Source organism: Helicobacter anseris, assembly GCF_003364335.1.
GTDB lineage: Bacteria > Campylobacterota > Campylobacteria > Campylobacterales > Helicobacteraceae > Helicobacter_H > Helicobacter_H anseris.
Window position 1 is genome coordinate 16,897 of sequence record NZ_NXLX01000007.1, and the last position, 25,965, is coordinate 42,861.

Here is a 25,965-nt window from a genome sequence, read left to right on the forward strand (position 1 = left end):
AGGTAGATTCCTCCATTAAGCTAAGCCCTTATAGTCTTCAGTCTAAAGATAAAGATTATTTAATATCTAAAAGTTCTTGTGCCTCAAGCTTCACCGATGGAGACATTGTTAAAGATAGAGCTGCTCCTCTAATATATTTTCCCTTTGCAGATGCAGGCTTTAACCTATTGATAGTTTTTAAAAATTCAATCAAATTCTCTCGAATTTTTTCTTCAGTAAAACTAACTTTTCCAAGAGGCGCATGGATATTTCCCTTTTTATCTACTCTAAAATTCACCTGACCACTTTTAGCATTTTCAATAGCCTTTCCAACCTCCATAGTCACGGTGCCAGTCTTAGGATTTGGCATCAAACCTTTTGGACCCAAAATCCTACCAACCTTACCAACTAAAGCCATCATATCTGGAGTAGCTATCACCATATCAAAGTTTAAATTACCATTCTTAATTTCTTCAACCAAATCATCATCACCAACAACATCAGCACCAGCATTTTTAGCTTCATCTGCCTTCAAGCCTTTAGCAAAAACAGCCACTCTGACTTTCTTGCCAGTACCATGAGGCAATACTACAGCTCCTCTTATCATCTGATCGGCATGTCGTGGGTCAACGCCAAGTTTTAAAGAAATTTCAACAGTTTCATCAAACTTAGCAGAGGCAAGTGTTTTAACTGTCTTAACTCCTTCCTCTAAACTGAAAAAATTTGTATTATCAAATTTAGATAATAAATTTTGTAATCTTTTGGCTACCTTTTTTCCCATACCTTAAATCTCCATTCGTTAATTTTTTATTAATCTACAATCTCAATTCCCATACTTCTAGCACTTCCTGCAACAATACTCTTAGCTGCTTCCATACTATTTGCATTCAAATCTTCCATTTTTATACTCGCAATCTCTTCTAATTGCTTTTGAGTAAGCTTACCAATCTTATTTTTTAAAGGATTATCAGATCCTTTAGTAATATTGGCTGCTTTTTTAATCAAATCAGTCACTGGAGGCTTTTTTGTAATAAAGCTAAAACTTTTATCCTGATAAACTGTAATAATAACAGGAATATTAAAATTCCCCATATCTTTTGTTTTTTCATTAAAAGCCTTACAAAACTCCATAATATTTACCCCTCTTTGACCTAAAGCAGGACCTACAGGAGGAGAAGGGTTTGCCTTACCAGCAGGGATTTGAAGTTTTAATTCACCAACAATTTTTTTTGCCATTTTTCATCCTTCTTATACTATTTTTTCTACTTGTGAATACAGTATTTCTATAGGAGTATTTCTACCAAAAATAGAAACATTCAGTTTTAACTTTTCATGTTCAACATCATATTCCTCAACCACAGCCGTAAAATTAACAAAAGGCCCATTGATAATTCTAACAACCTCACCTTTTCCAAAAAATATTTTTGGTTTAGGTTCTGATCTTTTTTCAATCTTTTCTAAAATTGACATAACATCCTCTTGGCTTAATGGTGTAGGTTTTTTATCTTCACCAATAAACTTAGAAACTTTAGGCAATTTTTGTATCATATGCCAAATTGAAGTAGTTAAATCAACTTGAATAAAGACATATCCAGGATATATACTTCTTTGCTTAGTAATCTTTTTACCATTCTTATATTCAAATACATCTTCTGTAGGAACAATAATTCTACACTCTATCTTAGCATTATCTAAAAGATTTTTTACAGCTTTTTCAACAGATTGCTCACTACCAGAATAAGTTTGTATCGCATACCAATCTAATGACATAAATCTCTCCTATAATCACAGAATACTAGATACAGAAGCAGATAAAATAAAATCTACCAAAGCCAAAAAAATAGAAATAGCACTAACAACAATTAAAACAGATATAAAGGCATTTCTTCTCTGTTCTTTTGTAGGAAAAATAACTTTGTTAAGTTCTTCTCTTGCTAATCTATAATATGTAATCAACTTATTCATTGTTTCACTTCCATTTTTTATACTACAAATGGCAGGCCAGGAGGGACTCGAACCCCCAACACTCGGTTTTGGAGACCGACGCTCTACCATTGGAGCTACTGACCTAAAAAAGCTAGGGAGTTCCCCTAACTTTTTAATTTGACTTCTTTATGCAGTGTATGCTTATTAAGTCTTGGGCAAAATTTTTTGAGCTCCAGTTTCTCTGTATTTGTCTTAGCATTCTTCGTGGTACTATAATTGATATCACCACATTCAGAACACTTTAATCCAATTTTTACCTTCATTATTACACCCTATTATTCAATAATTTTTGTAACAACACCAGCACCAACAGTTCTACCACCTTCTCTAATAGCAAACTTTGTACCAAGTTCAAGAGCAATTGGAGTAATCAACTCAACATTGATTTTAATATTATCTCCAGGCATAACCATTTCTACACCTTCTGGCAATTTAATAGAACCAGTAACATCTGTTGTTCTTACATAGAATTGTGGTCTATAGCCATCAAAAAATGGAGTATGTCTACCACCTTCTTCTTTAGAAAGAACATAAATTTCACCTTCGAATTTCTTATGAGGAGTAATTGAACCTGGCTTACATAATACCATACCTCTGATTACTTCTTCTTTTTTTGTTCCTCTTAAAAGAATACCAACATTGTCACCAGCCTCACCCTTATCAAGTTCTTTTCTAAACATTTCAACACCAGTTACAGTAGTTTTTTGAGTGTCTCTGATACCAACAATTTCTACTTCATCTCCTACCTTTACAACACCCCTATCAATTCTTCCAGTAACAACTGTTCCACGTCCAGCAATAGAGAATACATCTTCAACTGGCATCAAGAAAGTTTTATCAGTATCTCTCTCAGGTGTTGGAATATAAGCATCAACTTCAGCCATTAACTTTAATACTTTCTCTCCCCACTCACCAACATTTCCAGATTTAGCTTCTTCTAAAGCCTTAAGAGCAGAACCAGCAACGATTGGAGTATCATCTCCAGGGAACTCATATGCACTCAATAATTCTCTTACTTCCATTTCAACAAGATCTAACAATTCTTGATCATCAACCATATCTTGTTTATTTAAGAAAACTACAATATATGGAACTCCAACCTGTCTTGAAAGAAGAATATGCTCTCTAGTTTGTGGCATAGGACCATCAGCTGCAGAAACTACAAGTATAGCTCCATCCATCTGCGCAGCACCTGTAATCATATTTTTTACATAGTCTGCGTGCCCAGGACAGTCAACATGAGCATAATGCCTATTTTCTGTTTCATATTCAATATGAGAAGTTGCAATAGTAATACCTCTCTCTTTTTCTTCTGGAGCATTATCAATATTATCATAATCTCTCATTTCAGCTAAACCTTTAAGCGATAAAACAGCAGAAATAGCTGCACTTAATGTAGTTTTACCATGGTCAACATGCCCAATTGTTCCAATATTAACATGCGGTTTTGTTTTGACAAATTTTTCTTTAGCCATCTTGTTCTCCTAATATTTAAAGTTTGAGTTAAAAATGAAGCATACCAAAACTTAAGTATCAATCAAAGTCCTAACTCTGAATTTTACAACAAAATAAAACTGGAGCCCATAAGCGGGATTGAACCGCCGACCTCTTCCTTACCAAGGAAGTGCTCTGCCACTGAGCTATATGGGCAAAAACCTAAATTATAATAAAATATATTAGAATAATACTTTAGATGTAATAAAAATAAATATGATATCTCAATTTTTTACAAATTGAGCGGAGCTACAAAAAACTTTGCATAATTTCAGCTCCCAGTATATTAATGGAGCGGGAAACGGGGCTCGAACCCGCGACCCTCAGCTTGGAAGGCTGATGCTCTAGCCAACTGAGCTATTCCCGCATCACTTAAAAACCCTAACTTAAGTGGTGGTGAGACGTGGATTCGAACCACGGAAGACAAAGTCAGCAGATTTACAGTCTGCCCTCGTTGGCCACTTGAGTATCTCACCAATATTCTTCGATAATTTAAACATCTTAAGGTAACTGGTCAAACACTGAAACAGATAAAGTCTGTAAAGAGTTTGATGGAGCTGGTTAAGGGACTTGAACCCCCGACCTGCTGCTTACAAGGCAGCTGCTCTACCAACTGAGCTAAACCAGCAAACACAAAATATTAAATTCTGTGAGGGCGAATTCTATAATAAAAAACTTTATTTGTCAAGAAAAATTCTAAAAAATCTTAAGTTTTATATACTTTGAAGTGATTTTTGATATCATTATAAAAAGGCAGGTTTTAACAACAGAAATATAAAAATCAGGATAATCTAAAGCTATGTTGAAAATTGTAATTTTATGTGGTGGCAACGGAACAAGACTTTGGCCAATTTCAAGAGAAGATATGCCAAAACAATTTAATAAAATTTTTGGCACATCTTCACTATTTCAAGAAACATTATTACGCAATCAAAAATTATTTGAAATATCAGAAGCAATTTTTGAGGTTGTTTCAAATCAAAATTACCTTTTTCTCTTAAAGGATCAAGCGCAAGAGATACAACAAAATATATCAAGCTTTATTTTAGAGAGCTGTCCAAAGAATACTGCTCCAGCAATTACCCTTAGTGCATTAAATTCAAAGCCTGATGATATATTATTGGTGCTACCAAGTGATCATCTTATTAAAAATCACCAAGAATACATCACAGATGTTATAAAAGCTATTGATATGGCAAAAAAAGACTTCTTAGTAACTTTTGGAATCAAACCACTAAGCCCCCATACTGGATATGGTTATATCCAATCCTCTAATGGTATAGTAAAAAAATTTATCGAAAAGCCTGATTTAAAAACCGCGAAAGATTTTTTACATTCTGGCAATTATTACTGGAATAGTGGAATGTTTTGCTTCAAAGCAAAAACTTTTTTAAGTGAGCTACAACACTATACTCCTGAGGTATTTAATAATATTTCTGAAATTTTTAAAAATACCCCAAAAGAAAAGGATTATCTTAGATTATCTGAGCAACAAAGCAAAACCATCCCATCAATCAGTATTGATTATGCACTTATGGAAAAAAGCAAAAAAGTTTTTTGTGTCGAATCTACATTTGATTGGAATGATATTGGGAGTTTTGATTCTCTTAGTGAGGAATTTATCAAGCCAAATTCCTGCTATACAAATCCAACCAAAACTATTCAATATGAAAGCAATAATAACTTTATTTTATCTGAAAAAATGGTAGCCACTATAGGGATACACGACCTAATAGTGATTGATACGATAGATTCTCTCTTACTTACAAAAAGAGGAGAAAGTCAAAAAGTTAAAGATATTATTCCATTGATTAAAAAAGATTTCCCGCAACTCACACAACAACACAACATTACTCATAGACCTTGGGGGACTTACAGCATATTACTTGAAAGCAAAAATTATAAAATTAAAAAAATTGTCGTAAAACCCAATGCTAGATTAAGCTTACAAAAACATTTTCACCGCAATGAGCACTGGATAGTTGTAAGTGGAACAGCTCACATTACCCTTGAAAATCAAAATTTTGAGCTTCACACCAATGAATCTACCTATATTCCTATGGGAAAAATCCACAGGTTGGCAAATGAAGGAAAGATTGATTTAGTTATGATTGAGATACAGATGGGAGAATATCTTGGTGAGGATGATATTGTCCGTATTGAGGATGATTTTAAAAGATGTTAAGATTTCTCTTTTTACTCATTTTTAGTTTTTATGCTCAAGCCATAGAACTCATTTATCCCATAATCCTTAAAGATCTTAATACAATCAATATACAAGATTATCTTGTCAGTGAAAAACTTGATGGCATAAGAGCTTATTGGGATGGCAAGCAATTGCTCTCAAAAAGTGGCAAAAATCTCAATCCTCCACAATGGTTTATTAAAAACTTTCCACCATTTGCATTAGATGGCGAGCTTTTTACAAAACAAGGAGACTTTGAGAATATTGTCTCAATTATAAAAAACCAACAAGACAAAGAACAATGGAAAAATATAACTTACCACATCTTTGAAGTGCCAAACCAGCAAGGAAATCTTATAGAAAGACTCCAGGTGCTAGAGAACTTTCTCAAGCAAAACCAAAATTTACCAATAAAAATTATTCCACAATACCAATTTATCCAACTAGAATCTCTAAAACATTTCATAAAAGAAATTCAAAACTCCAATGGAGAAGGAGTAATTTTACGCAATAAACTCTCAACTTATGAAACAGGAAGAAAACCTAGCGCATTAAAATATAAGTTTTTCCTTGATTCTGAGTGTGAAATTATTGATTATAAAAAAGGCAGGGGAAAATACGCCAACCAAGTTGGTTCGATTATTTGCAAAGAAGGGGATAAAATATTTAAAATTGGAAGTGGATTAAGTGAAGATTTTAGAAAAAATCCACCAAAAATTGGAACAATTATTACCTATAAATTCTACAAAACAACCACAAATAACCTTCCTAGACATCCTGTATTTTTAAGGCTCTACAGAGATTTTTAATGTTATAATTTTTATTCCGCACATTAAAGGAGAATAAATGAAATCTGCGCTTATTACTGGTATTACGGGGCAAGATGGTGCGTATCTTGCAGAATTTTTATTAAAAAAAGGCTATGAGGTTCATGGTATCAAAAGAAGATCCTCTTTGTTCAATACAGACAGAATCGATCATCTCTATCAAGATCCTCACTTAGATAATAGGAACTTTTTTCTCCATTATGGAGATATGACAGATTCTATGAATCTTACTCGCATTATTCAAGAAGTGCAACCTGATGAAATCTATAATCTTGCTGCAATGAGTCACGTAGCCGTATCATTTGAAACGCCAGAATATACAGCCAATGCAGATGGCATTGGAACCCTTAGAATACTTGAAGCTGTAAGATTGTTAAATCTTGTCCAAAAAACAAAGATTTATCAAGCATCAACAAGTGAGCTATATGGACTTGTCCAAGAGGTTCCTCAAAATGAAAAAACTCCTTTTTACCCTAGATCACCCTATGCTGTAGCAAAACTTTATGCCTACTGGATTACGATTAATTATCGTGAGGCTTATAATATCTTTGCAAGCAATGGAATCTTATTTAATCACGAAAGTCCTATCCGCGGTGAAACATTTGTTACAAGAAAAATTACAAGAGCTGTTGCAAAAATTGCTCTTGGACTTCAAGATACGCTTTATCTAGGCAATCTCTCAGCAAAAAGAGATTGGGGACATGCGAAAGATTATGTCAGAATGATGTGGATGATATTACAAGCAGATAAAGCTGAAGATTGGGTAATTGCAACTGGCATTACCACAGAAGTTAGAGAATTTGTATATTTAGCATTTAAAGAACTAGGAATTGAAGTAGAATTTGTTGGTGAGGGAATCTCAGAAGTTGGTATAGTGAAATCTTGCAATGGGGATTATCAACTGCCTATAGGAAAACAAGTAGTAGCTGTAGATTCTAGATATTTTAGACCCACTGAAGTAGAGCTACTTATAGGAGATGCCACAAAAGCAAAGACAAAATTGGGATGGATACCAGAATACAATCTTGCCTCTCTTATCAAGGAAATGGTAGCAAGTGATTTAAAACTAATGCAAAAAGACAGATATCTACAAGAAGGTGGATACAATACTTTGAGATATTTTGAATGATGCCAATCAAAATAAAAATCGTTGATTGGTGGAATAACGATTTTTATAACAATTATTTTATTCAGTTTTTATCTAAACGCTACACAATTATTCAAAGTGATACGCCAGATTTTTTATTATGCAGTGTATTTGGAAATCAACACCTTCAATTTGATTGCATAAAAATATTTTTCACAGGAGAAGCAATCACTCCTGATTTTAATTTTTATGATTATGCACTTGGATTTGATCATTTAAAATTTGGAGATAGATATTTACGCTTTCCCTTATTTTTTATCAAACAATATCAAAAAGCACTTAAACTAGCTCAAAATAAACACTTATTTCAAGATACCAAAAAATTATTACAAAGAGGATTTTGCAGTTTTGTTGTAAGCAATGCTAATGCGGATTCTATCAGGGAGGAATTTTTCCACCTGCTTTCAGAGATTGATTTTGTTGCAAGCGGTGGCAGATACAAAAATAACATTGGAGAGCCTATTTCTGACAAACTTAAATTTCTCCAATCATATAAATTTAATATAGCTTTTGAAAATTCTAGCTATCATGGCTATTGCACAGAAAAACTTATCGAGGCACTTGGAGCGCAAACAGTGCCAATATATTGGGGAGATCCTATGCTAAAAGAGGGGGGGGGGGATACGATAATAAATCCCAAGTCCTTTATCAATATTCAAAATTTTAGAACACCAAATCAAGCGGTAAGCTTCATCAAAGAAGTGCATAGGAACGATGATTTATACCTGCATATCCTAAAAGAAAAAGCCTTTTTGACAGAAAATCTCATAGAACACTATGAAAACAAATTAGAGAAATTTTTTGAAAATATTTTTTCACAAAATTATAAGGATGCAAAAAGAGCAGTGCTTACTCAAAGGCAAAAATCACTCTTTCACACACATAAAAGCTACATTCCCCCCCCCCATTTCAAAATATTTAAGAAAAATAAAACAAATTATTTTTCCTCGATACTAAAAATAGGCAACCCTAATTTATAGTAGATTCCTATCAATCGCAATGCAGTTCCACAAATCAATGTCACTATACTAGCAATACCAACACTTATATCAAAAAAAACAATCAAAACATAATAAAGCCCTGAGGCAAAGATCGCAACACTTGCATAAATCTCTTTTTGAAAAATCAAAGGAATGCGATTACAAAGCATATCTCTTAAAATTCCCCCAAAAACTCCTGTAATCACCCCTCCACAAATTGCCAAAGTCATATTGTTATGATTTTGCATCACTATTTCTGTTCCAACAATGCTAAAAACCACCAAACCTAAAGCATCTAAAATCAAAAAAACTCTCTCAAACTTCACAATAATCATCGGAATCCTTGTGGCTACCAAAGCTGCTATTAAAATGATCCAAATATATTCTGGATGTTTTATCCAAGTTAAAGGATGATGATCAAATAGCATATCTCTAACAGACCCCCCTCCAATAGCTGTAACCAATGCCACAAACATTACTCCCATCAAATCCATTTTAAATTTTCCAGCAGCCAAAGCACCTGTCATAGATTCCACAATAATTCCGATAAAAAACAAGATATGCATCAATAAGCCAGCTTCCATATATTTATACTCCATTGCTAAAATCTCACCATTTTAGTAAAATACTTCTTAAAATTCTCAAAAATATCTCAAACAACTTTAAAAAGGTTTTTTATGTCAAAGGTTATCACTCGTTTTGCTCCATCTCCCACAGGACATCTTCATATAGGCGGTCTTCGCACTGCGCTTTTTAGCTATTTACACGCAAAATCAAAAAATGGAAAATTTTGTTTAAGAATAGAAGATACAGATATGGCCAGAAACTCACAAGAAGCAACAAAAGCAATAATTGAGGCTTTTGATTGGGTGGGATTACAATATGATGGTGAAGTAATCTATCAATCCCAAAGATTTGATATTTATAAAAAATATATCCAACAATTACTTGATGAAAACAAGGCATATTACTGCTATATGAGCAAAGAAGAATTAGATAGCTTAAGAAAAGAACAAGAAGCAAAAAAACAAACCCCAAGATACGACAATCGCTATCGAGATTTTCAGGGCACTCCTCCTTCAAATATCTCTCCTGTTGTACGTATCAAAGCACCATTAAATGGTATTATTGAGTTTGAAGATGGCGTAAAAGGCAAAATGGTCTTTCAAGCAAGCGAGGTTGATGATTTTATTATCGCAAGAAGTGATGGCAGTCCCACTTATAATTTTGTTGTTGCCATAGATGATGCCCTAATGGGGATAACTGATGTTATTAGAGGTGATGATCATCTAAGCAATACTCCTAAGCAGATTGTTGTTTATAATGCATTAGGTTTTAAAATTCCAAAGTTTTATCACGTTCCAATGATTTTAGGTCCTGATGGTACCAAACTAAGCAAAAGACACGGCGCTATGGGAGTTATGGAATACAAAGATGCAGGCTATCTTCCACAAGCAATTTTAAATTTCCTTGTAAGACTTGGCTGGAGCTACCAAAATGAGGAAATTTTTGATCTTAAAGATATGCTAGAAAAATTTGATGCCAATGATCTAAATAGCTCACCTAGCTCCTATAATCAAGAAAAATTTCTATGGCTTAATCAACACTATATCAAACAAACTCCAAATGAAGAACTTGAAATATTGCTAAAAGATTTTGGCATACATCATTTTCAAAAAGATACAAGAGATGTGCTATTTAATGAAATCAAAAATCGATCACAAACACTCCTAGAATTTTCCAATCAAATAAAAGCTATCTTTGAAGCACCCAAGGAATTTGATAGTAAAATGTTTGCAAAATGCGATCTACAAACAAAAGAAATCTTGAAAGATTTTTTATGTTTTATAGAATCTCACAATCTTGATTCTCTAAAAACAATCCAAGAGACATTATATTCTTTTACAGAGAACAAAAATATTAAGATAGGTACTTTAATGCAAAATCTTCGTCTTGCCTTACTTGGAAAGCCTGGAGGCATAGGGATAGCTGAGACCCTTTTTGTTTTAGAAAAACAAGAAAGTGCAAATCGCATAAAAAAATTGATTGATTCTATCCATTAACTTTTCATTTTTACAATGTTATCTTTAACTTTAAAAATAAGGATTTAAAATGACTAAAAGAATTATCTTGACGCTTTGTTTATTTGGCGCAATAGCTTTTGCAAAACCATATGATATTGATTTGGCCCACTCTTCAGTAGATTTTGAAGTGAAGCACTTAAGTCTAAGTAAGGTAAATGGGAATTTTGATGAGTTTAGTGGAAAAGTTGATGTAGATCCGCAAACAAAAACAATAAATGCTCTTGAGGGAGAAATATCCATTGCTTCCATAAATACAAAAAATCAAAAAAGAGATGCACATCTTAATGCAAATGATTTTTTTGATTCTAAAAAATTCCCAAAAGCAAAGTTTGTAATGACAAAACATGAGGGTAATAAAATCTATGGAAACTTGACTTTCAAAAATATCACAAAACCTGTAGTTTTTGATATAGAAGTCAATGGTCCTGCACAAAATCCTATGAATAAAAAAGAATTTATGGCTTTAGATATTCAAGGAGTAATTTTACGCAAAGATTTTGATATTGGTTCAAGCACTGGAGATATGATTGTGAGCAATGAAGTAAAAATTTCTATCCAATTAGAAGTTTATGCGAAATAATTTTTATCTAAGCAATTTTTGTTTTGCTTGGCTTATCTTTTTTAGCTTAGTGTTTTCACAAGAAGAAAACACTAAGATTTCTACACCAACTCCCTTAAAATTTATTTATGATTTTGATTTTAATTTCCTACTTGATAATACAGAAGAATCACAAAATATTTGGCCCACAAGAACGCTTTTTGCTGCAAGCTTATTTCCAGAAATTGGTATCAATTTTTATAATCAAAATTTAAAGATAGGTGGGTATTTTATCAATAATATGGGAGAATCTTATCCTACAAAATCTGCCCTCACCCTCTCTTATGATTTCACCCACGACAATATAAAAGGATATTTTGGAATCTTTTCTAAAAAATATTGGATTGGAGAATATTCAAATTTATTCTTTAGAAAAGATTTTTTATTTTACAACCCTCTTACTAATGGTATTATGTTTCAATACGCACCAAAAACAATGGATTTGCAGGCAGAGTTTATTTTTGACTGGTATGGAGGCAATATACAAAAGCGCATTGATGAGTTCTTAACACAAGGGTATGTTAATAAGAATTTTTTAGACAAGAAGCTTTTTGTAGGAGGTTCTTTCTTGCTCTATCATTTTAAAAATGATGAGTTCTTAAATCTAGATGGAAACAATTTTGACACCTATCTGCTAGATAGATTCTATTATCAGATTTTTATAGGAACCAATCTAGCCTCTCTAGCTCCTCAATTTGAAAAATTACAAATTAAATTTAGTAACCTATCTTCAATGGAAAGAAAAAGACGCCTTTCTAGTGGATTAGATCCCTTTAGCAATCAAATTGGGTGGCAATTAGATACACAATTGCAATACAAAGGCTTTGGAATAGACAATGCCATATATTTTGGAGATAAACAATTTAAATATTTTAATCAATATGGTGAAAATTTCTATGCAGGTATTCCATTTTATCAATCCAATCTTTACGATCGATCTGAGATATATTATGAATACAAAAATAAATATCTAACAAGTCGTTTTAGCTTTATCTTCCATTTTACCAAAGAAGGCTTTTACCATCAACAAATGCTAACTCTCAATCTAGATACACACAAACTACTAAATACACTCCAAGTAAAATGATTTTTTAAGGTTTAAAGTTCTATAATTATATTTTTTAAAGGGGTCTTATGAAAGGTTTTAAGATTTTTAGCGGAACAGCTCACATAGATTTTAGCAAGGAATTAGCAAAACATCTTGATGGTGTGGTATCAAAAGCAAATGTAAATCGCTTTAGCGATGGTGAAATTAGCGTGCAAATTTCAGAATCTGTGCGTGGCAAGGATATCTTTATCATTCAACCTACTTGTGCTCCAACAAATGATAATCTTATGGAATTGCTTATTATGGCAGATGCCTTTAAAAGAAGCTCTGCAAACTCAATCAATGCGGTCATTCCATATTTTGGTTATGCTAGACAGGATAGAAAAGCCGCTCCAAGAGTTCCAATCACTGCAAAACTTGTTGCAAATCTTATTCAAAGCGCAGGAATCAATCGTATCATCACTATGGATTTACACGCTGGTCAAATCCAGGGATTTTTTGACATTCCTGTTGACAATCTTTATGGCTCTATTATTTTTAGAGACTATGTTAGATCAAAAAATCTTAAAAATCCTATTATAGCTAGCCCTGATATTGGGGGAGTTTCAAGAGCAAGATATTTTGCCGATCAACTGCATCTAGATTTAGTAATCGTTGATAAAAAAAGAGAAAAGGCAAATGAAAGCGAAGTAATGAATATCATTGGTGATGTAGAAGGTAAAGATGTAATTTTAGTAGATGATATGATTGACACAGCTGGCACAATGTGCAAAGCTGCAAATGTCTTAAAATCAAAAGGTGCCAACTCTGTTATGGCACTTGGAACACATCCTGTATTAAGCGGACCTGCGATTCAAAGAATCCAAGAAAGTGCATTAGATGAAGTTGTAGTAAGCAATTCCATACCTCTCAAAAATTCTTGCTCTAAAATCACTGTCTTAAGTGTTGCTCCATTATTTGCTGAAGTTATCCGTAGAATTCACTATAATGAAAGCGTAAATTCTTTATTTATCTAGGATAGCAATGATATTAGAACATGAAATACCTCAGGGTGGGAAAGTATATTTTGGTAAAAGCGCAAAACTAAAAAGAGAGTTTGAAAACAATATCTGCAAGATATTTTATAACAATGGTTTTGAGGAGATACTCACTCCAGCCTTTTCTTTTTTACAGCATCAAAGAGATTTTTCAGATAGAAAAATTATCAGAATTACCTCACAAAATAATCAACAAATTGCACTTAGGTGTGATAGCACTATAGATACAATTAGAATCATTACAAAAAGACTTGCTAGAAGTACTGGGGCAAAAAAATGGTTTTATATTCAACCAGTTTTTAGCTACCCTAGCAATGAAATCCATCAAATTGGTGCAGAATGCCTAAGTATTAAAGAATTTGATAATCTTCTCACAATTGGCATTGAATGTATAACACAACTACAGATTCCATCTATCTTGCAACTCTCCAATATAAAAATCCCAATGCTATGTGCAAAGGAATTAAAGATTGATATCAAAAACCTCCTCTCTGAAGAGATAAATACTTTGTTGCAATATGAATTTTTAGCAAAACTCATAGCAATCCAAACAATTGATGATTTAAAACATTTCATCCCACAAGCACCGGCTTTTCTAAAAAATGAGCTTGAAAAACTTCTTGCTATTGCTCAAAAATGCAATCATAACAATATTATTATCACAACTATTCAAGAAGCACCTGTTAATTATTACAATGATATTATCTTTAGAATCTTTATCAATAACTCCACTTTACTACTCGGTGGCAAGTATAAAATTACAAATGAAGCATCTTGTGGTTTTGGTATTTATACAGATAACATTATAGATATACTACAAAATAAGGAATAAAATGGCTGATTTAATCGTTGGAATCCAATGGGGTGATGAAGGAAAAGGAAAGATTGTAGATAAACTTGCAAGCAACTATGACTATGTAGTCAGATATCAGGGTGGTCATAATGCTGGACACACTATTGTTGTAAATAATCAAAAATATGCCCTACACCTTATGCCCTCTGGTATTTTATATTCTCAATGCAAAAATATTATTGGCAATGGGGTTGTCATATCCCTAGAAGCACTTGTTAAAGAAATGCAACAATACACTAATCTCACTGGAAGATTTTTTATTAGTGACCGCGCACATATTATTACTCCCTACCACCAATTATTAGATTCTGCAAGAGAAAATGCATCTAAAGAAGCGATAGGCACAACAAAAAAAGGTATTGGGCCTGCCTATAGCGATAAGGTTTCAAGAACTGGTTTTAGAATGGGCGAACTCAAGAATCTTGATTTATTTTATGAAAAACTTAAAAACTATTACCAAGAAATCCAATTTATGGAAGATTTATATAAGATAAAGCTTCCTCACCCACATGAAGTTTTTGAACAAATTCAATCTCTTTGCCCCTTAGTATTACCATTTATCACCGATACAACAAAACTCCTTTGGGATGCGATTGATAACCATGCCAAGATTCTCCTAGAAGGTGCGCAAGGAAGCATGCTAGATATTGACCATGGAACTTATCCATTTGTCACTAGTTCTACTACCATATCTGCTGGCGCTAGTAGTGGAACTGGAATAGCCCCAAGGGAAATCAAACAAGTCATAGGTGTTGCAAAGGCCTACTGCACAAGAGTTGGCAATGGCCCATTTCCCACAGAAGAAAAAGGGGTTATTGGAGAAAATATCTGTGAAAAAGGACATGAATTTGGAACTACCACAGGCAGAAAAAGAAGATGTGGCTGGATTGATGCACTTGCTTTAAAATATGCTTGCAGACTTAATGGATGCACAGATTTAGCTCTCATGAAACTTGATGTATTAGATGATTTTGATGAAATTAAAGTTTGCACACATTATGAACTGAACGGAAAAATTCTTGATTATATTCCAAGTGATATGCAAAATGTTAAGCCAATTTATCAAAGTTTTAAGGGCTGGAAAAGCACTCTTGGGATTAGAGAATTTGACAAACTACCAATACAAGCACAAGAATATATTTTAGGATTAGAAAAAATTATTGGTATTAAAATCTCCATCATCTCAACCTCGCCAGAAAGAGATGATATTATTTTGTTATGAAGACGCAATTTTATTCCTTGCTTCAAGTAAAAAAACAAGAATTGGAAAAAAAAGAAATGGAAATTGCGCACATCAATCTCAAAATTTCTCAAAAACTTGATGAAATTACACAATTTCAAATACAAATGAAAGAATTTCTAACACCATCTTCTGGAACATTTCAAGATTTCAAGATGCTTCAAGAACATAAAAATGCCTTCTTATTTCAAATAGATTCTATGCATCTTGAAATCTCCCACCTCAAGCAAGAAAGAAGCCAGTTAGAAAAACTCTACCAAGAAGCTTTTATAGAATATGAAAAAATCAATTATTTACACAATACAGAACAAAAAAAACAACTAGAAAAACTAAAAAAGAATCAAGAAAAACAACTTGATGAAATTGCTCTTACTTTATTTGAACTCAATAAGGAAAAAATATGAAAGGTTATAGCAAAATACTATATATAGCATTATGTTTATCTTATCTAGGTGCCAATACAGCAACTCAAGAAAAGACTTCTGAACTCATCCAATGTAATGCAATTTTTGAGGCAAAAAAAGAGGAAATCACTAGACAAATTCAAGAGTTTGAAGAAAAAAAACAATCTTTAGAGATCTTGCAAAAAGCTTCAGAAGATCTTTTTAATCAAAGAGAAAAACAAATCAAAACAAAAGAAGAGCAAGTCAAACAACAATTACAAGAATTGCAAGAAAAAGAAACAGCAATGCAAAAGATGCAAGCAGAATCTGAAGAAAAAGTAAAAAAAATACTTGCTAAAAATGAAAATATTTTAAGACAAATACGAGAAGAAACAGAAAGTAAAGTTGCGCAAACTTATGCAAAAATGAAAGATTCCAAAGCTGCTGCAATCCTTAGTGATTTAGATTTAAATGAAGCCGCCAATATTTTATTTTTTCTTAAACCTCAAGAAATAGGAAAAATTCTTGCAAAGATGGAACCAAAGAAAGCAGCCCTTTTAACAGAAACACTAAAAAAAGGTCCTCCTTTCCAAAAAGAAAAACAAGAAATAAAAAAAGAGGAGTCTCAAGAACAAGAAGAGCATATTCCTAGCATTCCAAACGACAACAAAACAAAACCATTGATTTAAATTTTAATTAAAAAATTAGTTATTTTATTATATAGTAACACAAATAAAATGAAAGGGATTAGCCATGAAAATATTAGTAATACAAGGACCAAACCTAAATATTTTAGGACATCGAGACCCTAGAATCTACGGACCAATCACATTAGATCAAATTCATTCCAATATGCAAGAATTTGCAAAACAAAATAATGTTGAAATTGATTTCTTTCAAAGTAATTTTGAAGGAGAAATCATTGATAAGATTCAAGAGTGTATAGGTGGGGAATATCAAGGTGTAATCATCAATCCTGGTGCCTATTCACATACCTCAATAGCCATTGCAGATGCTATTGCTTCTGCTGGTGTTCCTGTTGTAGAAGTCCATCTTAGCAATATTTTTGCACGAGAAGAATTTAGAAGAACAAGCTATACTGGGGCTGCTAGTGCTGGCGTTATCACAGGTTTTGGGGCTTTTGGATATCATCTTGCTCTAATTTCTGTATTACAAATTCTCAATGAAATTCAAGCAGTAAAAGACGCTCAAGCAAAAAATCAATAATGTTTGATTTTCTTACCCAAAATCAAAATGCTCAGTTTTATGAGTGTGGTTATAGTTGCGATAATGCTTGGTTACTAAAAATTTCTCAAGAGTGTTTTTTTATCACAGATCCAAGATACACTCTTGAAGCACAAGAGAATTGCAATAGCAATACTCGTGTTCTTGAAAGTAGTGATATTACCACTGCACTCATAAATCTTATAAATGAGCTAAAACCTCATAAATTGATATTTGATAGCAAACAAATCAGTCTTGATTCTTGTCAAAAAATTAGCTCTCTTACTAAAACTACTTTAGAACCAAAAATAAATTTTCACCAAAAACTAAGAATCATAAAATCTGAAAATGAAATACAAAAAATACAGCAATCACAAAAACTCAATCAAAAAGCTTATGATGATTTTGCCTCTTTTTTATGCAAACAACAAACTCCATTGAGTGAAAAAACGCTGCATTTTTATGCAAAAAATTTTTTACAAGATTTTGGAAATTTTGAGTTAAGTTTTGATCCCATCATTGGAATCAATCAAAACGCTGCAAAACCACATGCTCTACCATCTGATACAATCTTAAAAAAAGAGGATTTGATTCTTTTTGATGCGGGTATTAAATTTGAGAGATATTGTTCTGATAGAACAAGAACAGCTTTTTTTGATCATTCTTTTAATTTTGATAAGACCCAAAAATTCAAAGACCCAAAAATTCAAAAAATTTATGATGTAGTCTTACAAGCTCAAGAACACACTATAAAAAATATTAAAAGTGGTATGAGTGGAAAAGAAATTGATGCTTTAGCTAGGGAAATAATAGAGCAAAAGGGATTTGGAAAATTCTTCAATCACAGCACAGGACATGGAATTGGTTTAGACATACACGAATTACCCTTTATTTCTCCAAGAAGTGAAGATATTATTGAAGATGGGATGGTTTTTTCTATCGAACCTGGTATTTACATACCAAATGAATTTGGAATACGCATTGAAGATCTTGTTGTAATAAAAGATGGCAAAGCTCAAATCCTCTAACAACAAAGATTGATGCGTAAAATACTATTTACTCCATATTTTCCAATCACTCAACGCTCTAAAAAAGCATATCAAAACCTAATTACTTTGGGTATCGGTGGAAATATTGGAGATTGCTTACAAACTTTTAAGAATCTATTTTTATGGTTTAATAGGCATAAAAAATTCCATATCATTGCCTCAAGTCCAATCTATAAAAATCCAGCATTTGGATATAACAATCAAAATGACTTTTACAATGCAACCATAACACTGCAAACCTCACTTTGTTTAAGAGAAATATTTAGCACAATCTTTTATCTAGAAAGGAAGTTTAAGCGCTCAAGAATTAGAATTTTTAAAAATGCACCAAGAACACTTGATATTGATATCTTATTTTTTAATCAATTAAAACTAAATTATCCACATTTAAAAATCCCCCACCCTTATTGGAAACAACGAGAATCTGTTATAATACCACTAATGCTACAAAATCTACAAAAGGACAAATAATGAAACTCTATACTTATGGAGGAGAGACTGCTGCCCAAGCATTGAAAATTGCTCAAGAAAAGCATGGGGAAGATGCATTAGTAGTAAAAACTAGAGAAGTTCGAAAAAAAACAATCAATCAGGCCGGATTGTATGAAATTATCGTTGCTGTAGAAGAAGAAACAGCACCTCAAACCCCAAATCTTCCAAAAAATAGTATTCAAAGACGCCTTGATGAAGTGTATCAAAAAAATTCTCAAAGAGATTATTTTAAAGATTTTAAAGAAAATATAAATGAAGATGATGCAGTAAGCATTCAATTATCAAGTGCTGTTAAAGAAATCAATCAAACTCTTGAAAACCCTAAAAAAGCAAATGACTTGAATCTAAGATTCCAAGACAAAATGATAAAAAATGAAGAAGAAAAAATCAAAAAAGAACAAATTGAAAACAAAGAGTTCAAAGCAATAAAAAGCGAACTTGACAAAATGAACGACAAGATGAAGCTAATACAAAATATGCTTTGGGAAGAAAAATCTCCTAGCAATATCCAAATTCCTCAAGAATTTGCAGAAATCTATCGTATTGCAAAAAATAGTGGAATGTATTCAGCACATCTTGATGAAATTATGCAATTAAGTCTTGAGCTTATGCCCTTAAAAATGAGAGAAAATTCTCTTACCATCAAACGATATTTTAGAGAAATCTTGAGAAAAATGCTTTATTGTCGCAATGAAAATCTAGACATGGGCAATAAAAAAATTATTATGCTTATTGGTCCAACAGGTGTTGGAAAAACCACCACTCTTGCAAAACTTGCTGCAAGATATTCCAAACTTCTAGATAAAAAATACCGCGTAGGAATTATTACTCTAGACACATATAGAATTGGTGCATTAGAACAGCTTACTTGGTATGCAAGAAAAATGAAAATAAGCATTGAAACAGTCATTGAACCTGAGGACTTCTTAAAAGAAATTGATACGCTTAGATACTGCGATATTATCCTAGTAGATACTGCTGGACACTCTCAACATGACAAACAAAAAATCAATCAATTAAAAAGATTTACCCAAAACAACTATAAAATCGATATTGCTCTTGTTTTATCAGCAACAACAAAATATGAAGATCTAAAAGATATTTATCAATCTTTCAGTGAGCTTGAGATAGATTCTTTTATCTTTAGCAAGCTAGATGAGAGTAGAGGATTGGGAAATTTATTTTCTCTTGCGTATGAAACAAAAAAAACAATTAGTTATCTTTCTGTAGGACAAGAAGTTCCTACAGATTTATGTGTAGCATCAAATGATTATCTTGCCGATTGTCTTCTTGATGGTTTTTACAATCCAAATAAAGGTAGAAAATGAGCGAAAATCAAGCAACAAAACTCGAAGAAATGCTTCATGGAGAAAAAAAACTACATTCCACAAAATTCATTGCCATAACAAGTGGTAAAGGTGGTGTTGGAAAATCAACTATTAGTGCAAATCTTGCCTATACTCTTGCAAAAATGGGATATAGGATTGGTGTATTTGATGCTGATATAGGATTAGCGAATTTGGATTTAATCTTTGGGGTTCGCACCAAACAAAATATTCTACATGTATTAAAGGGAGAAGCAAGTTTTGATGATATCATCTGCCCTATTGATAAAAATCTTTTTTTAATCCCTGGTGATAGTGGAGAAGAGATATTAAAATTTGCTGATAAGTTTAATATTTTAGATAGTTTTGCAAATGAGAGTGTGGTATTTGAAGCTTTTGATTATGTCATTGTAGATACTGGGGCTGGGATTGGTTCAACTACACAGGCTTTTTTAAATGCATCAGATCATATTGTTGTCATTACCACTCCTGATCCCTCAGCAATTACTGACGCCTATGCAACTATCAAAATAAACTCAAAGAATAAAGATGAGATTTTAATGATTATCAATATGGCTTCAAGAAATCAAGAAGCGTTAAATATCTTCCAAAAAATCCAAAATGTTGCCTCAAAAAATATGCCACATCTCAAGCTTTTTTATTTAGGAAATTTCCTTGTAAATAACACCGTTAGAGGTTCCACAAAATATAGGGAACTCATCACAAAAACCGAACCTTATAACGCCTTTAGCCTTAATATGGAAGAGGTCGCAAAACAACTCATAGCAAAAGTGGAACGCAATATGCTTGATACTCCAAAAGCAAACTTTGGTAGTTTCTTAAAAAGGATGCTTAGTTATCTTTAAATCAAGGAAATGAGATGAAACCAACAAATTATCTCAATCTCTCTGTGTCATTTGGTTTCTTTCTAGGATTAGCCCTAGCAGTTGCAAAGTTTAATGAGCCAGAGATTATGCTATTTTGGACAGTTGTTTCCACTCTTGGATTCTATCTGATTACAATGCTTATTGTTGCATTTTATACTTGGTCACTAGATTTTAGCTTTAGTATTTTTGATAAAAAGAGTCTAGAAAAACGCCTAGAAAATTTTGACAAAGAATTTGATTTACAAGAAAAAGAAGTGCAAAATATTAGACTTTATCTAAAAAGTCTTGATTACAATGGCAAAGCAAGATGAATATCTACAATCAAAATATCAAACATTCTCAAGATGAGCTAGCAGTGCAGTATCTACCTGCTGTTAGAGCTATGGCATATCGCATAAAAGAGAGAGTTCCAAGCTCTATTGATGTAAATGATCTCATCTCCATAGGGACAGAAGAGCTCATTAAGCTTGCTAGAAAATATGACAGCACGATTAATGATTCTTTTTGGGGATATGCAAAAACTCGTGTTAATGGTGCGTTGCTAGATTATCTTCGCTCTCTTGATATTATTTCACGCTCAAATCGAAAACTTATCAAAAGTATTGATTTGGAGATTACGCGTTACTATAACGAATATCAAGAAGAGCCAAGTGATGAATATCTTGCAAAAATCTTAAATGAAAATATTGAAAAAATTAGAGAAGCTCGTATCGCCTCAGATATCTATCTTTTGGTGCCAATTGATGAGCAATATAATGTTATTGAAAATAACAATATCATCGAAAAACTCGAACAAGAAGAGCTGATAAATAAAATAAAAACCATTCTCTCTGAACTCACACAAAGAGAACAGCTTGTTATTCAAATGTATTTTTTTGAAGAAATGAGTTTAAATGAAATCAAAGAAGTCTTAGATATCACAGAATCTAGAATTTCTCAAATCACAAAAGAAGTTATAAAAAAAATCAGAAGATCTATAGGAGAAAACAATGGCTGATATATTAAGTCAAGAAGAGATTGATGCTCTTTTAGAAGTCGTAGATAACCAAGACACACAAGATCTTGAAAAAAGTAATGTGCTATCCAATAAACAAGTAATGCTGTATGACTTTAAAAGACCCAATCGTGTAAGCAAGGAGCAATTAAGAGCCTTTAGAGGAATTCATGATAAAATGGCTAGAAACCTCTCAAGCCAAATATCTGCGATTATGAGAAGCATAGTAGAAATACAACTACATAGTGTAGATCAAATGACCTATGGAGAATTCTTAATGAGCTTACCAAGTCCAACAAGCTTCAATGTTTTCTCAATGAAACCTATGGATGGAACAGGGGTTTTAGAGATAAATCCTAGTATTGTATTTTCAATGATTGATCGTTTGCTTGGAGGAAAAGGAGAAACCTATGATAGTCAAAGAGAATTTAGCGATATTGAGTTAAATCTCTTAGATAGTATCCTAAGACAAATTATGCAAACTCTAAAAGATGCGTGGGGACCTGTGGCTGAAATTTTTCCAAGCATTGATGCAAAAGAATCTAGTCCTAATGTTGTCCAAATTGTTGCTCAAAACGAAGTTGTCATTATGGTGGTAATGGAAATTATCATAGGGCATAGTAGTGGAATGATCAATCTATGCTATCCTGTTATCTCTCTTGAAACAGTTTTATCAAGACTTGGGAGCAGAGATTTGGTGCTTTCTGAAACAAGTTCTAAAAAAAGTAGAAACAAGGAATTGCAAGCACTAATAGGTGGTGCTAATATCAATATCAGTGCTTCTATTGGAAATGCAAATCTCTCCTTAAAAGAAGTGCTAGACTTGCAAATAGGAGATATTATCAGACTAGATAGAAAGGCTGATGATACAGTTTTAGTTGCCATTGATGGTAAAGATAAATTCCTAGCAGAGATAGGCTTGCAACGCTATCGCAAAACTATAAAAATCAAAGAAACACTAAAAACTGAAAAAGATAAAGTAAAAGAGGTTCTAGAAATGCTTGAAATGCAAAGAAAAAATAGAATCAGCGAAATAGAAACAGAGGAGGAAGAGAGCTATGAATAGTGATTTTATCAAACTTTTTACGCAAGAGGCTATATCTACCATTGAAGGCTTAATGGGCACAACTCCAAACATTAGAGAATCTAGCACTATCAATCTTGCACAAGAAGATATTAGCATACCTTATGCCATTACACATATAGAAGTAAGTGGGGATTTTAATGCTTCTTTGGCAATCGCTACTCCAGTAGATCTTGCAACAGCACTTGCAGATACAATGGTAGGTGGTGAAGGAAATTCAAAAGAGAGTATGAATGATGATGATTTAGATGCGATAAAAGAAATCAATTCTAATATTTTTGGAGCAATCTCTACAAGCCTAAATTCTCAAAAAAAATTACCAAAACTTACTTTTTCTTGCAAAAGTATTGATTTTGTATCTGAAGAATCCAAAACCAAAGACTATGCCACTGCTTATGATTTTTCATTTGAACTTAATAATATACACTCACATTTTTGGCTTCTCATCACATCTGATTTTGAGAAAAATCTTGCCCAACCAGTAGAAAAACCTATCGAAACATCTCCTCAAGAAAAAACAGCTAGCAATAGCAATCTCTCAAGCGATGAGATAAAAAATATCGGTATGCTACTAGATGTCAAACTCAATGTAAAAGTTCGTATTGGCCAAAAAAGAATGCTCTTAAAAGATGTAGTTTCTATGGATATTGGAAGCGTTATTGAGCTCAATCAATTAGCAAATGATCCTCTAGAGATTCTTATTGATGATAAAGTAATTGCAAAAGGCGAAGTAGTCATTGTAGATGGAAACTTTGGAATCCAAGTCACAGAGATTGGTTCAAAACGCCAAAGATTGGAGCAACTAAAAGGCAATTAACACTCTTTGAGCAATTGCCTCAAAACCTCTCTATCATCAAATACAATCACCCTATCTCCAAGGATTTGCTCTCTCTCATCCCCCTTCCCTAAAACCAAAAGCACCCCCCCATCACCTTGCAAATCCCTCAATGCTTGACGCATTGCCTGTTTTCTATCAGGCTCAATCACAACCTTATCTTTATGTTCAATACCCTCTAAAATGTCTTGAATAATATCTTGAGGATTCTCACTTCTTGGATTATCGCTTGTAAGATATATCCTTTGGGCATAAAGATCTGCCACTCTACCCATTAGAGGCCTCTTTGTCCTATCTCTATCACCACCAGCACCAAATAAGACGATAATTTTTTTATCAGAAAAACTCTCAAAAATCTTCTCCATACCATCGTGTGTGTGTGCAAAATCAACAATTACTAAAGGATTTTTTGAAATCACCTCCATACGACCACTCACCCCTTCAAATTTTTTTATACTTTGCAAGATATCTTCCATAGTAGCTGAAGTATTATTTTTTACACACAATAAGGCTGCAAGCATATTATAGAGATTATGCAATCCATAGAGATTAGAATCTAAAACATAAGACTTTGTATCAAACACAAGCTCTGCTTTTATCGCCCCTGAGATATCATAATTTTTTACATACAAGTCTGCTAGATTGGAATCTATACTATATGAAAATGCATTGATGGGGTTAAAGTTGATATTTTTATCATCAAGATTGATAATTTTTTGTATCTCATCTTTTAAAAAATCATTCTTAATTGCTCTATATGCTTCTATGGTTTTATGATAATCAAGATGATCGCTTGTGATATTACTAATCACTTTTGAGCTAAAATCAACCCCGTAGATTCTCTGCTGTTCTATCGCGTGCGAACTCACTTCCATAACCAAAAATTCACATCCAAGCCCTGCAAGCAAATCCATATTTTCATACAGCTCTAAAATAGTCGGTGTAGTCAATCCCTTAGGCTTAAGTTGCTTGTGATTAAAAAACAACCCTTGCGTCCCTAGCATTGCGCAAGAATATCCCCTATCCAAAAGGATAAAATAAATCAAATTAGCAATTGTAGTTTTACCATTTGTCCCTGTGATTCCTATAATCTTTGGAGGGAATCTAAAGTATTTTTTTAAATCAGTAAAATGCAATATTTCAAGACCTTTTGATTTTACCTTAGGCACAAAATCTGCATTTCTTGTCGTTTGAACAAACAAAGTATTTTTATCTTCACAATCCTTAGAGTTATCACTCAAATACTGATAATTCCTATCTTTATAAAAAATATCAAACTTAATTTTCATAGTTTTTGCACAGCCCTTTGTAAAATATCTTTGATTCTCAAATCATAAAGACTTGCTTCTTTCATATTCTCAATATACTGCAAGCAAAAATCCACAAAATTATTCTCAAGCAATGTTTCTAAAAAATCATAAAAATCTTCTTTTTTGGTAAAAATGATTTTTGTGCTAAAAATCAAATTTTCAAAAACTTCTTTAAAGCTAGAATTCTCACACATCTGCTTAAAATCACTATATAAGATTCCATTAATTTCATCAATCTTTTGTTCATTATCCTCACAAAATACCGCAGAAATTTTCTCAATCCCCTGATCAAAAGCTATGATACTATCTAAAATACTCTGTTGGATTTTTTTTCTCAACGAACGCGGATTATTTGCAATCATCGTTTTATACAACTCATAAAAACCTTGTGTTTCTTTGGGAAAATCATTTATCATATCTGATAATAACAAGCCAATCTTTGCTTCCAAATCTTCTGCATCAAGACGCAAGGCATCTGAAAAAAACTGCATTGCTTTTGAGTATTCTTCAATCTCAAAAGCCTTAAATCCCTTTTGTATTAAGATTCTTTTTTTTGGATGATTATTCAAAGACAATTATTTCTTAGCCTCAGATAGCTCTTGCCAATCTTGATTACCCAAAACCTCAACAACTTGTAAGTCTGGATGTATATCTCTTTTTAGCTGTCTCTCTACACCATTTTTTAAAGTCAAATGCGCACTAGAGCAACCTCTACAAGCCCCTTCCAATCTCACATAAACCCTTGCATCTTTTATGCCCAAGATGGTAATATCACCTCCATCTGTAAGAAGCATTGGACGCACCTTATCCACCGATATTTTTACTGGATCATACAACTCTTCATCACTAAAAGGAAACATTATCTATCCTTAAATTCATCTACTCTATTTTTCTTTTAAATTTTATCAAAAAATAATCCTATCA

General features: G+C 32.7%; 31 protein-coding genes and 5 tRNA genes. 21 read left to right on the top strand and 15 right to left on the bottom strand.

Annotation, left to right across the window (positions count from 1 at the left end; translation table 11 throughout):
• Positions 1–55: 55 nt before the first annotated feature.
• The 11 genes from rplA to CQA57_RS03775 all read right to left on the bottom strand — a co-directional run bounded on the left by rplA (position 56) and on the right by CQA57_RS03775 (position 4,087).
• The gene (gene rplA / locus CQA57_RS03725; RefSeq protein WP_115578900.1) at positions 56–760 is read right to left on the bottom strand and encodes a 50S ribosomal protein L1; all 705 of its coding nucleotides are present in this window, start codon (positions 758–760) and stop codon (positions 56–58) included.
• Between the two features lie 29 nt (positions 761–789).
• Complete coding sequence (rplK, locus tag CQA57_RS03730; RefSeq protein WP_115578901.1) at positions 790–1,215, bottom strand: 50S ribosomal protein L11; 426 nt, start codon at positions 1,213–1,215, stop codon at positions 790–792.
• A 12-nt stretch (positions 1,216–1,227) separates the two neighbouring features.
• Positions 1,228–1,749 (bottom strand): transcription termination/antitermination protein NusG, encoded by a 522-nt coding sequence (gene nusG / locus CQA57_RS03735; RefSeq protein ID WP_115578902.1) that lies wholly within the window; start codon positions 1,747–1,749, stop codon positions 1,228–1,230.
• Positions 1,750–1,764: 15 nt separating this feature from the next.
• Positions 1,765–1,944 carry a preprotein translocase subunit SecE gene (secE, locus tag CQA57_RS03740; RefSeq protein WP_115578903.1) on the bottom strand — a complete coding sequence of 60 codons (180 nt, stop codon included), beginning with the start codon at positions 1,942–1,944 and terminating at the stop codon, positions 1,765–1,767.
• A 29-nt stretch (positions 1,945–1,973) separates the two neighbouring features.
• Positions 1,974–2,049: transfer RNA gene (locus CQA57_RS03745), tRNA-Trp, on the bottom strand.
• Between the two features lie 20 nt (positions 2,050–2,069).
• Positions 2,070–2,228, bottom strand: coding sequence for a 50S ribosomal protein L33 (rpmG, locus tag CQA57_RS03750; RefSeq protein ID WP_115569960.1), 159 nt, complete (start codon positions 2,226–2,228; stop codon positions 2,070–2,072).
• Between the two features lie 12 nt (positions 2,229–2,240).
• Entirely contained in the window at positions 2,241–3,440 is a 1,200-nt protein-coding gene (gene tuf, locus CQA57_RS03755; protein ID WP_115578904.1) for an elongation factor Tu, read from the bottom strand.
• Positions 3,441–3,540: 100 nt separating this feature from the next.
• Positions 3,541–3,615: transfer RNA gene (locus CQA57_RS03760), tRNA-Thr, on the bottom strand.
• A 134-nt stretch (positions 3,616–3,749) separates the two neighbouring features.
• Positions 3,750–3,826: transfer RNA gene (locus CQA57_RS03765), tRNA-Gly, on the bottom strand.
• A 24-nt stretch (positions 3,827–3,850) separates the two neighbouring features.
• Positions 3,851–3,935: transfer RNA gene (locus CQA57_RS03770), tRNA-Tyr, on the bottom strand.
• A gap of 76 nt (positions 3,936–4,011) precedes the next feature.
• A tRNA-Thr gene (locus CQA57_RS03775) sits at positions 4,012–4,087 on the bottom strand.
• 171 nt (positions 4,088–4,258) lie between these two features.
• On the opposite strand from CQA57_RS03775, the gene CQA57_RS03780 reads away from it, so the two are divergent.
• The 4 genes from CQA57_RS03780 to CQA57_RS03795 are packed head-to-tail and all read left to right on the top strand — an operon-like array spanning position 4,259 to position 8,598.
• A complete protein-coding gene (locus tag CQA57_RS03780; protein WP_211305546.1) occupies positions 4,259–5,644 on the top strand; it encodes a mannose-1-phosphate guanylyltransferase/mannose-6-phosphate isomerase in 1,386 nt (461 codons plus the stop codon).
• Positions 5,638–6,453: a DNA ligase gene (locus CQA57_RS03785; RefSeq protein WP_115578905.1), complete on the top strand. Its 816-nt coding sequence runs from the start codon at positions 5,638–5,640 to the stop codon at positions 6,451–6,453. The genes CQA57_RS03780 and CQA57_RS03785 overlap by 7 nt, the downstream gene beginning before the upstream one ends.
• 37 nt (positions 6,454–6,490) lie before the next feature.
• Positions 6,491–7,600 (top strand): GDP-mannose 4,6-dehydratase, encoded by a 1,110-nt coding sequence (gmd, locus tag CQA57_RS03790; protein ID WP_115578906.1) that lies wholly within the window; start codon positions 6,491–6,493, stop codon positions 7,598–7,600.
• Positions 7,597–8,598, top strand: a complete 1,002-nt coding sequence (locus CQA57_RS03795; protein ID WP_115578907.1) for a glycosyltransferase family 10 domain-containing protein — start codon at positions 7,597–7,599, stop codon at positions 8,596–8,598. The genes gmd and CQA57_RS03795 overlap by 4 nt, the downstream gene beginning before the upstream one ends.
• Here CQA57_RS03795 and CQA57_RS03800 read toward each other — a convergent pair.
• Entirely contained in the window at positions 8,556–9,182 is a 627-nt protein-coding gene (locus CQA57_RS03800; protein ID WP_115578908.1) for a trimeric intracellular cation channel family protein, read from the bottom strand. The genes CQA57_RS03795 and CQA57_RS03800 overlap by 43 nt on opposite strands.
• 93 nt (positions 9,183–9,275) lie before the next feature.
• Between CQA57_RS03800 and gltX the strand changes: the two genes are divergently transcribed.
• The 17 genes from gltX to fliY all read left to right on the top strand — a co-directional run bounded on the left by gltX (position 9,276) and on the right by fliY (position 23,713).
• A complete protein-coding gene (gene gltX, locus CQA57_RS03805) occupies positions 9,276–10,661 on the top strand; it encodes a glutamate--tRNA ligase (protein ID WP_115578909.1) in 1,386 nt (461 codons plus the stop codon).
• A gap of 49 nt (positions 10,662–10,710) precedes the next feature.
• Positions 10,711–11,262, top strand: coding sequence for a YceI family protein (locus CQA57_RS03810; RefSeq protein ID WP_115578910.1), 552 nt, complete (start codon positions 10,711–10,713; stop codon positions 11,260–11,262).
• On the top strand, positions 11,252–12,367 hold the full coding sequence (locus CQA57_RS03815; protein WP_115578911.1) for a hypothetical protein: 1,116 nt from the start codon (positions 11,252–11,254) through the stop codon (positions 12,365–12,367). The genes CQA57_RS03810 and CQA57_RS03815 overlap by 11 nt, the downstream gene beginning before the upstream one ends.
• A 47-nt stretch (positions 12,368–12,414) precedes the next feature.
• The gene (locus tag CQA57_RS03820; protein ID WP_115578912.1) at positions 12,415–13,344 is read left to right on the top strand and encodes a ribose-phosphate pyrophosphokinase; all 930 of its coding nucleotides are present in this window, start codon (positions 12,415–12,417) and stop codon (positions 13,342–13,344) included.
• 7 nt (positions 13,345–13,351) lie between these two features.
• Positions 13,352–14,197, top strand: a complete 846-nt coding sequence (locus tag CQA57_RS03825) for an ATP phosphoribosyltransferase regulatory subunit (RefSeq protein ID WP_115578913.1) — start codon at positions 13,352–13,354, stop codon at positions 14,195–14,197.
• Position 14,198: 1 nt separating this feature from the next.
• Complete coding sequence (locus CQA57_RS03830) at positions 14,199–15,440, top strand: adenylosuccinate synthase (protein WP_115578914.1); 1,242 nt, start codon at positions 14,199–14,201, stop codon at positions 15,438–15,440.
• The gene (locus tag CQA57_RS03835; protein ID WP_115578915.1) at positions 15,437–15,862 is read left to right on the top strand and encodes a flagellar export protein FliJ; all 426 of its coding nucleotides are present in this window, start codon (positions 15,437–15,439) and stop codon (positions 15,860–15,862) included. Before CQA57_RS03830 ends, CQA57_RS03835 begins: the two co-directional genes overlap by 4 nt.
• Positions 15,859–16,530: a MotE family protein gene (locus tag CQA57_RS03840; protein WP_115578916.1), complete on the top strand. Its 672-nt coding sequence runs from the start codon at positions 15,859–15,861 to the stop codon at positions 16,528–16,530. The genes CQA57_RS03835 and CQA57_RS03840 overlap by 4 nt, the downstream gene beginning before the upstream one ends.
• A 64-nt stretch (positions 16,531–16,594) precedes the next feature.
• Positions 16,595–17,068 (top strand): type II 3-dehydroquinate dehydratase, encoded by a 474-nt coding sequence (aroQ, locus tag CQA57_RS03845; protein ID WP_115578917.1) that lies wholly within the window; start codon positions 16,595–16,597, stop codon positions 17,066–17,068.
• Complete coding sequence (locus CQA57_RS03850) at positions 17,068–18,093, top strand: M24 family metallopeptidase (protein ID WP_115578918.1); 1,026 nt, start codon at positions 17,068–17,070, stop codon at positions 18,091–18,093. The genes aroQ and CQA57_RS03850 overlap by 1 nt, the downstream gene beginning before the upstream one ends.
• Before the next feature lie 12 nt (positions 18,094–18,105).
• The gene (folK, locus tag CQA57_RS03855) at positions 18,106–18,585 is read left to right on the top strand and encodes a 2-amino-4-hydroxy-6-hydroxymethyldihydropteridine diphosphokinase (RefSeq protein WP_115578919.1); all 480 of its coding nucleotides are present in this window, start codon (positions 18,106–18,108) and stop codon (positions 18,583–18,585) included.
• Positions 18,585–19,934, top strand: a complete 1,350-nt coding sequence (gene flhF, locus CQA57_RS03860; protein ID WP_115578920.1) for a flagellar biosynthesis protein FlhF — start codon at positions 18,585–18,587, stop codon at positions 19,932–19,934. The genes folK and flhF overlap by 1 nt, the downstream gene beginning before the upstream one ends.
• Positions 19,931–20,797, top strand: coding sequence for a P-loop NTPase (locus tag CQA57_RS03865; RefSeq protein WP_115578921.1), 867 nt, complete (start codon positions 19,931–19,933; stop codon positions 20,795–20,797). The genes flhF and CQA57_RS03865 overlap by 4 nt, the downstream gene beginning before the upstream one ends.
• Before the next feature lie 14 nt (positions 20,798–20,811).
• Complete coding sequence (locus CQA57_RS03870) at positions 20,812–21,129, top strand: hypothetical protein (RefSeq protein WP_115578922.1); 318 nt, start codon at positions 20,812–20,814, stop codon at positions 21,127–21,129.
• Positions 21,126–21,815 (top strand): RNA polymerase sigma factor FliA, encoded by a 690-nt coding sequence (locus CQA57_RS03875; RefSeq protein ID WP_115578923.1) that lies wholly within the window; start codon positions 21,126–21,128, stop codon positions 21,813–21,815. The genes CQA57_RS03870 and CQA57_RS03875 overlap by 4 nt, the downstream gene beginning before the upstream one ends.
• The gene (fliM, locus tag CQA57_RS03880) at positions 21,808–22,878 is read left to right on the top strand and encodes a flagellar motor switch protein FliM (RefSeq protein WP_115578924.1); all 1,071 of its coding nucleotides are present in this window, start codon (positions 21,808–21,810) and stop codon (positions 22,876–22,878) included. The genes CQA57_RS03875 and fliM overlap by 8 nt, the downstream gene beginning before the upstream one ends.
• Positions 22,871–23,713 (top strand): flagellar motor switch protein FliY, encoded by an 843-nt coding sequence (gene fliY, locus CQA57_RS03885; protein ID WP_115578925.1) that lies wholly within the window; start codon positions 22,871–22,873, stop codon positions 23,711–23,713. Before fliM ends, fliY begins: the two co-directional genes overlap by 8 nt.
• Here fliY and CQA57_RS03890 read toward each other — a convergent pair.
• The 3 genes from CQA57_RS03890 to CQA57_RS03900 are packed head-to-tail and all read right to left on the bottom strand — an operon-like array spanning position 23,710 to position 25,901.
• Complete coding sequence (locus tag CQA57_RS03890; RefSeq protein ID WP_115578926.1) at positions 23,710–25,020, bottom strand: UDP-N-acetylmuramoyl-L-alanyl-D-glutamate--2,6-diaminopimelate ligase; 1,311 nt, start codon at positions 25,018–25,020, stop codon at positions 23,710–23,712. The genes fliY and CQA57_RS03890 overlap by 4 nt on opposite strands.
• Positions 25,017–25,616: a histidine kinase gene (locus tag CQA57_RS03895; protein ID WP_115578927.1), complete on the bottom strand. Its 600-nt coding sequence runs from the start codon at positions 25,614–25,616 to the stop codon at positions 25,017–25,019. The genes CQA57_RS03890 and CQA57_RS03895 overlap by 4 nt, the downstream gene beginning before the upstream one ends.
• On the bottom strand, positions 25,617–25,901 hold the full coding sequence (locus CQA57_RS03900) for a NifU family protein (RefSeq protein WP_115578928.1): 285 nt from the start codon (positions 25,899–25,901) through the stop codon (positions 25,617–25,619).
• Positions 25,902–25,965 lie beyond the last annotated feature (64 nt).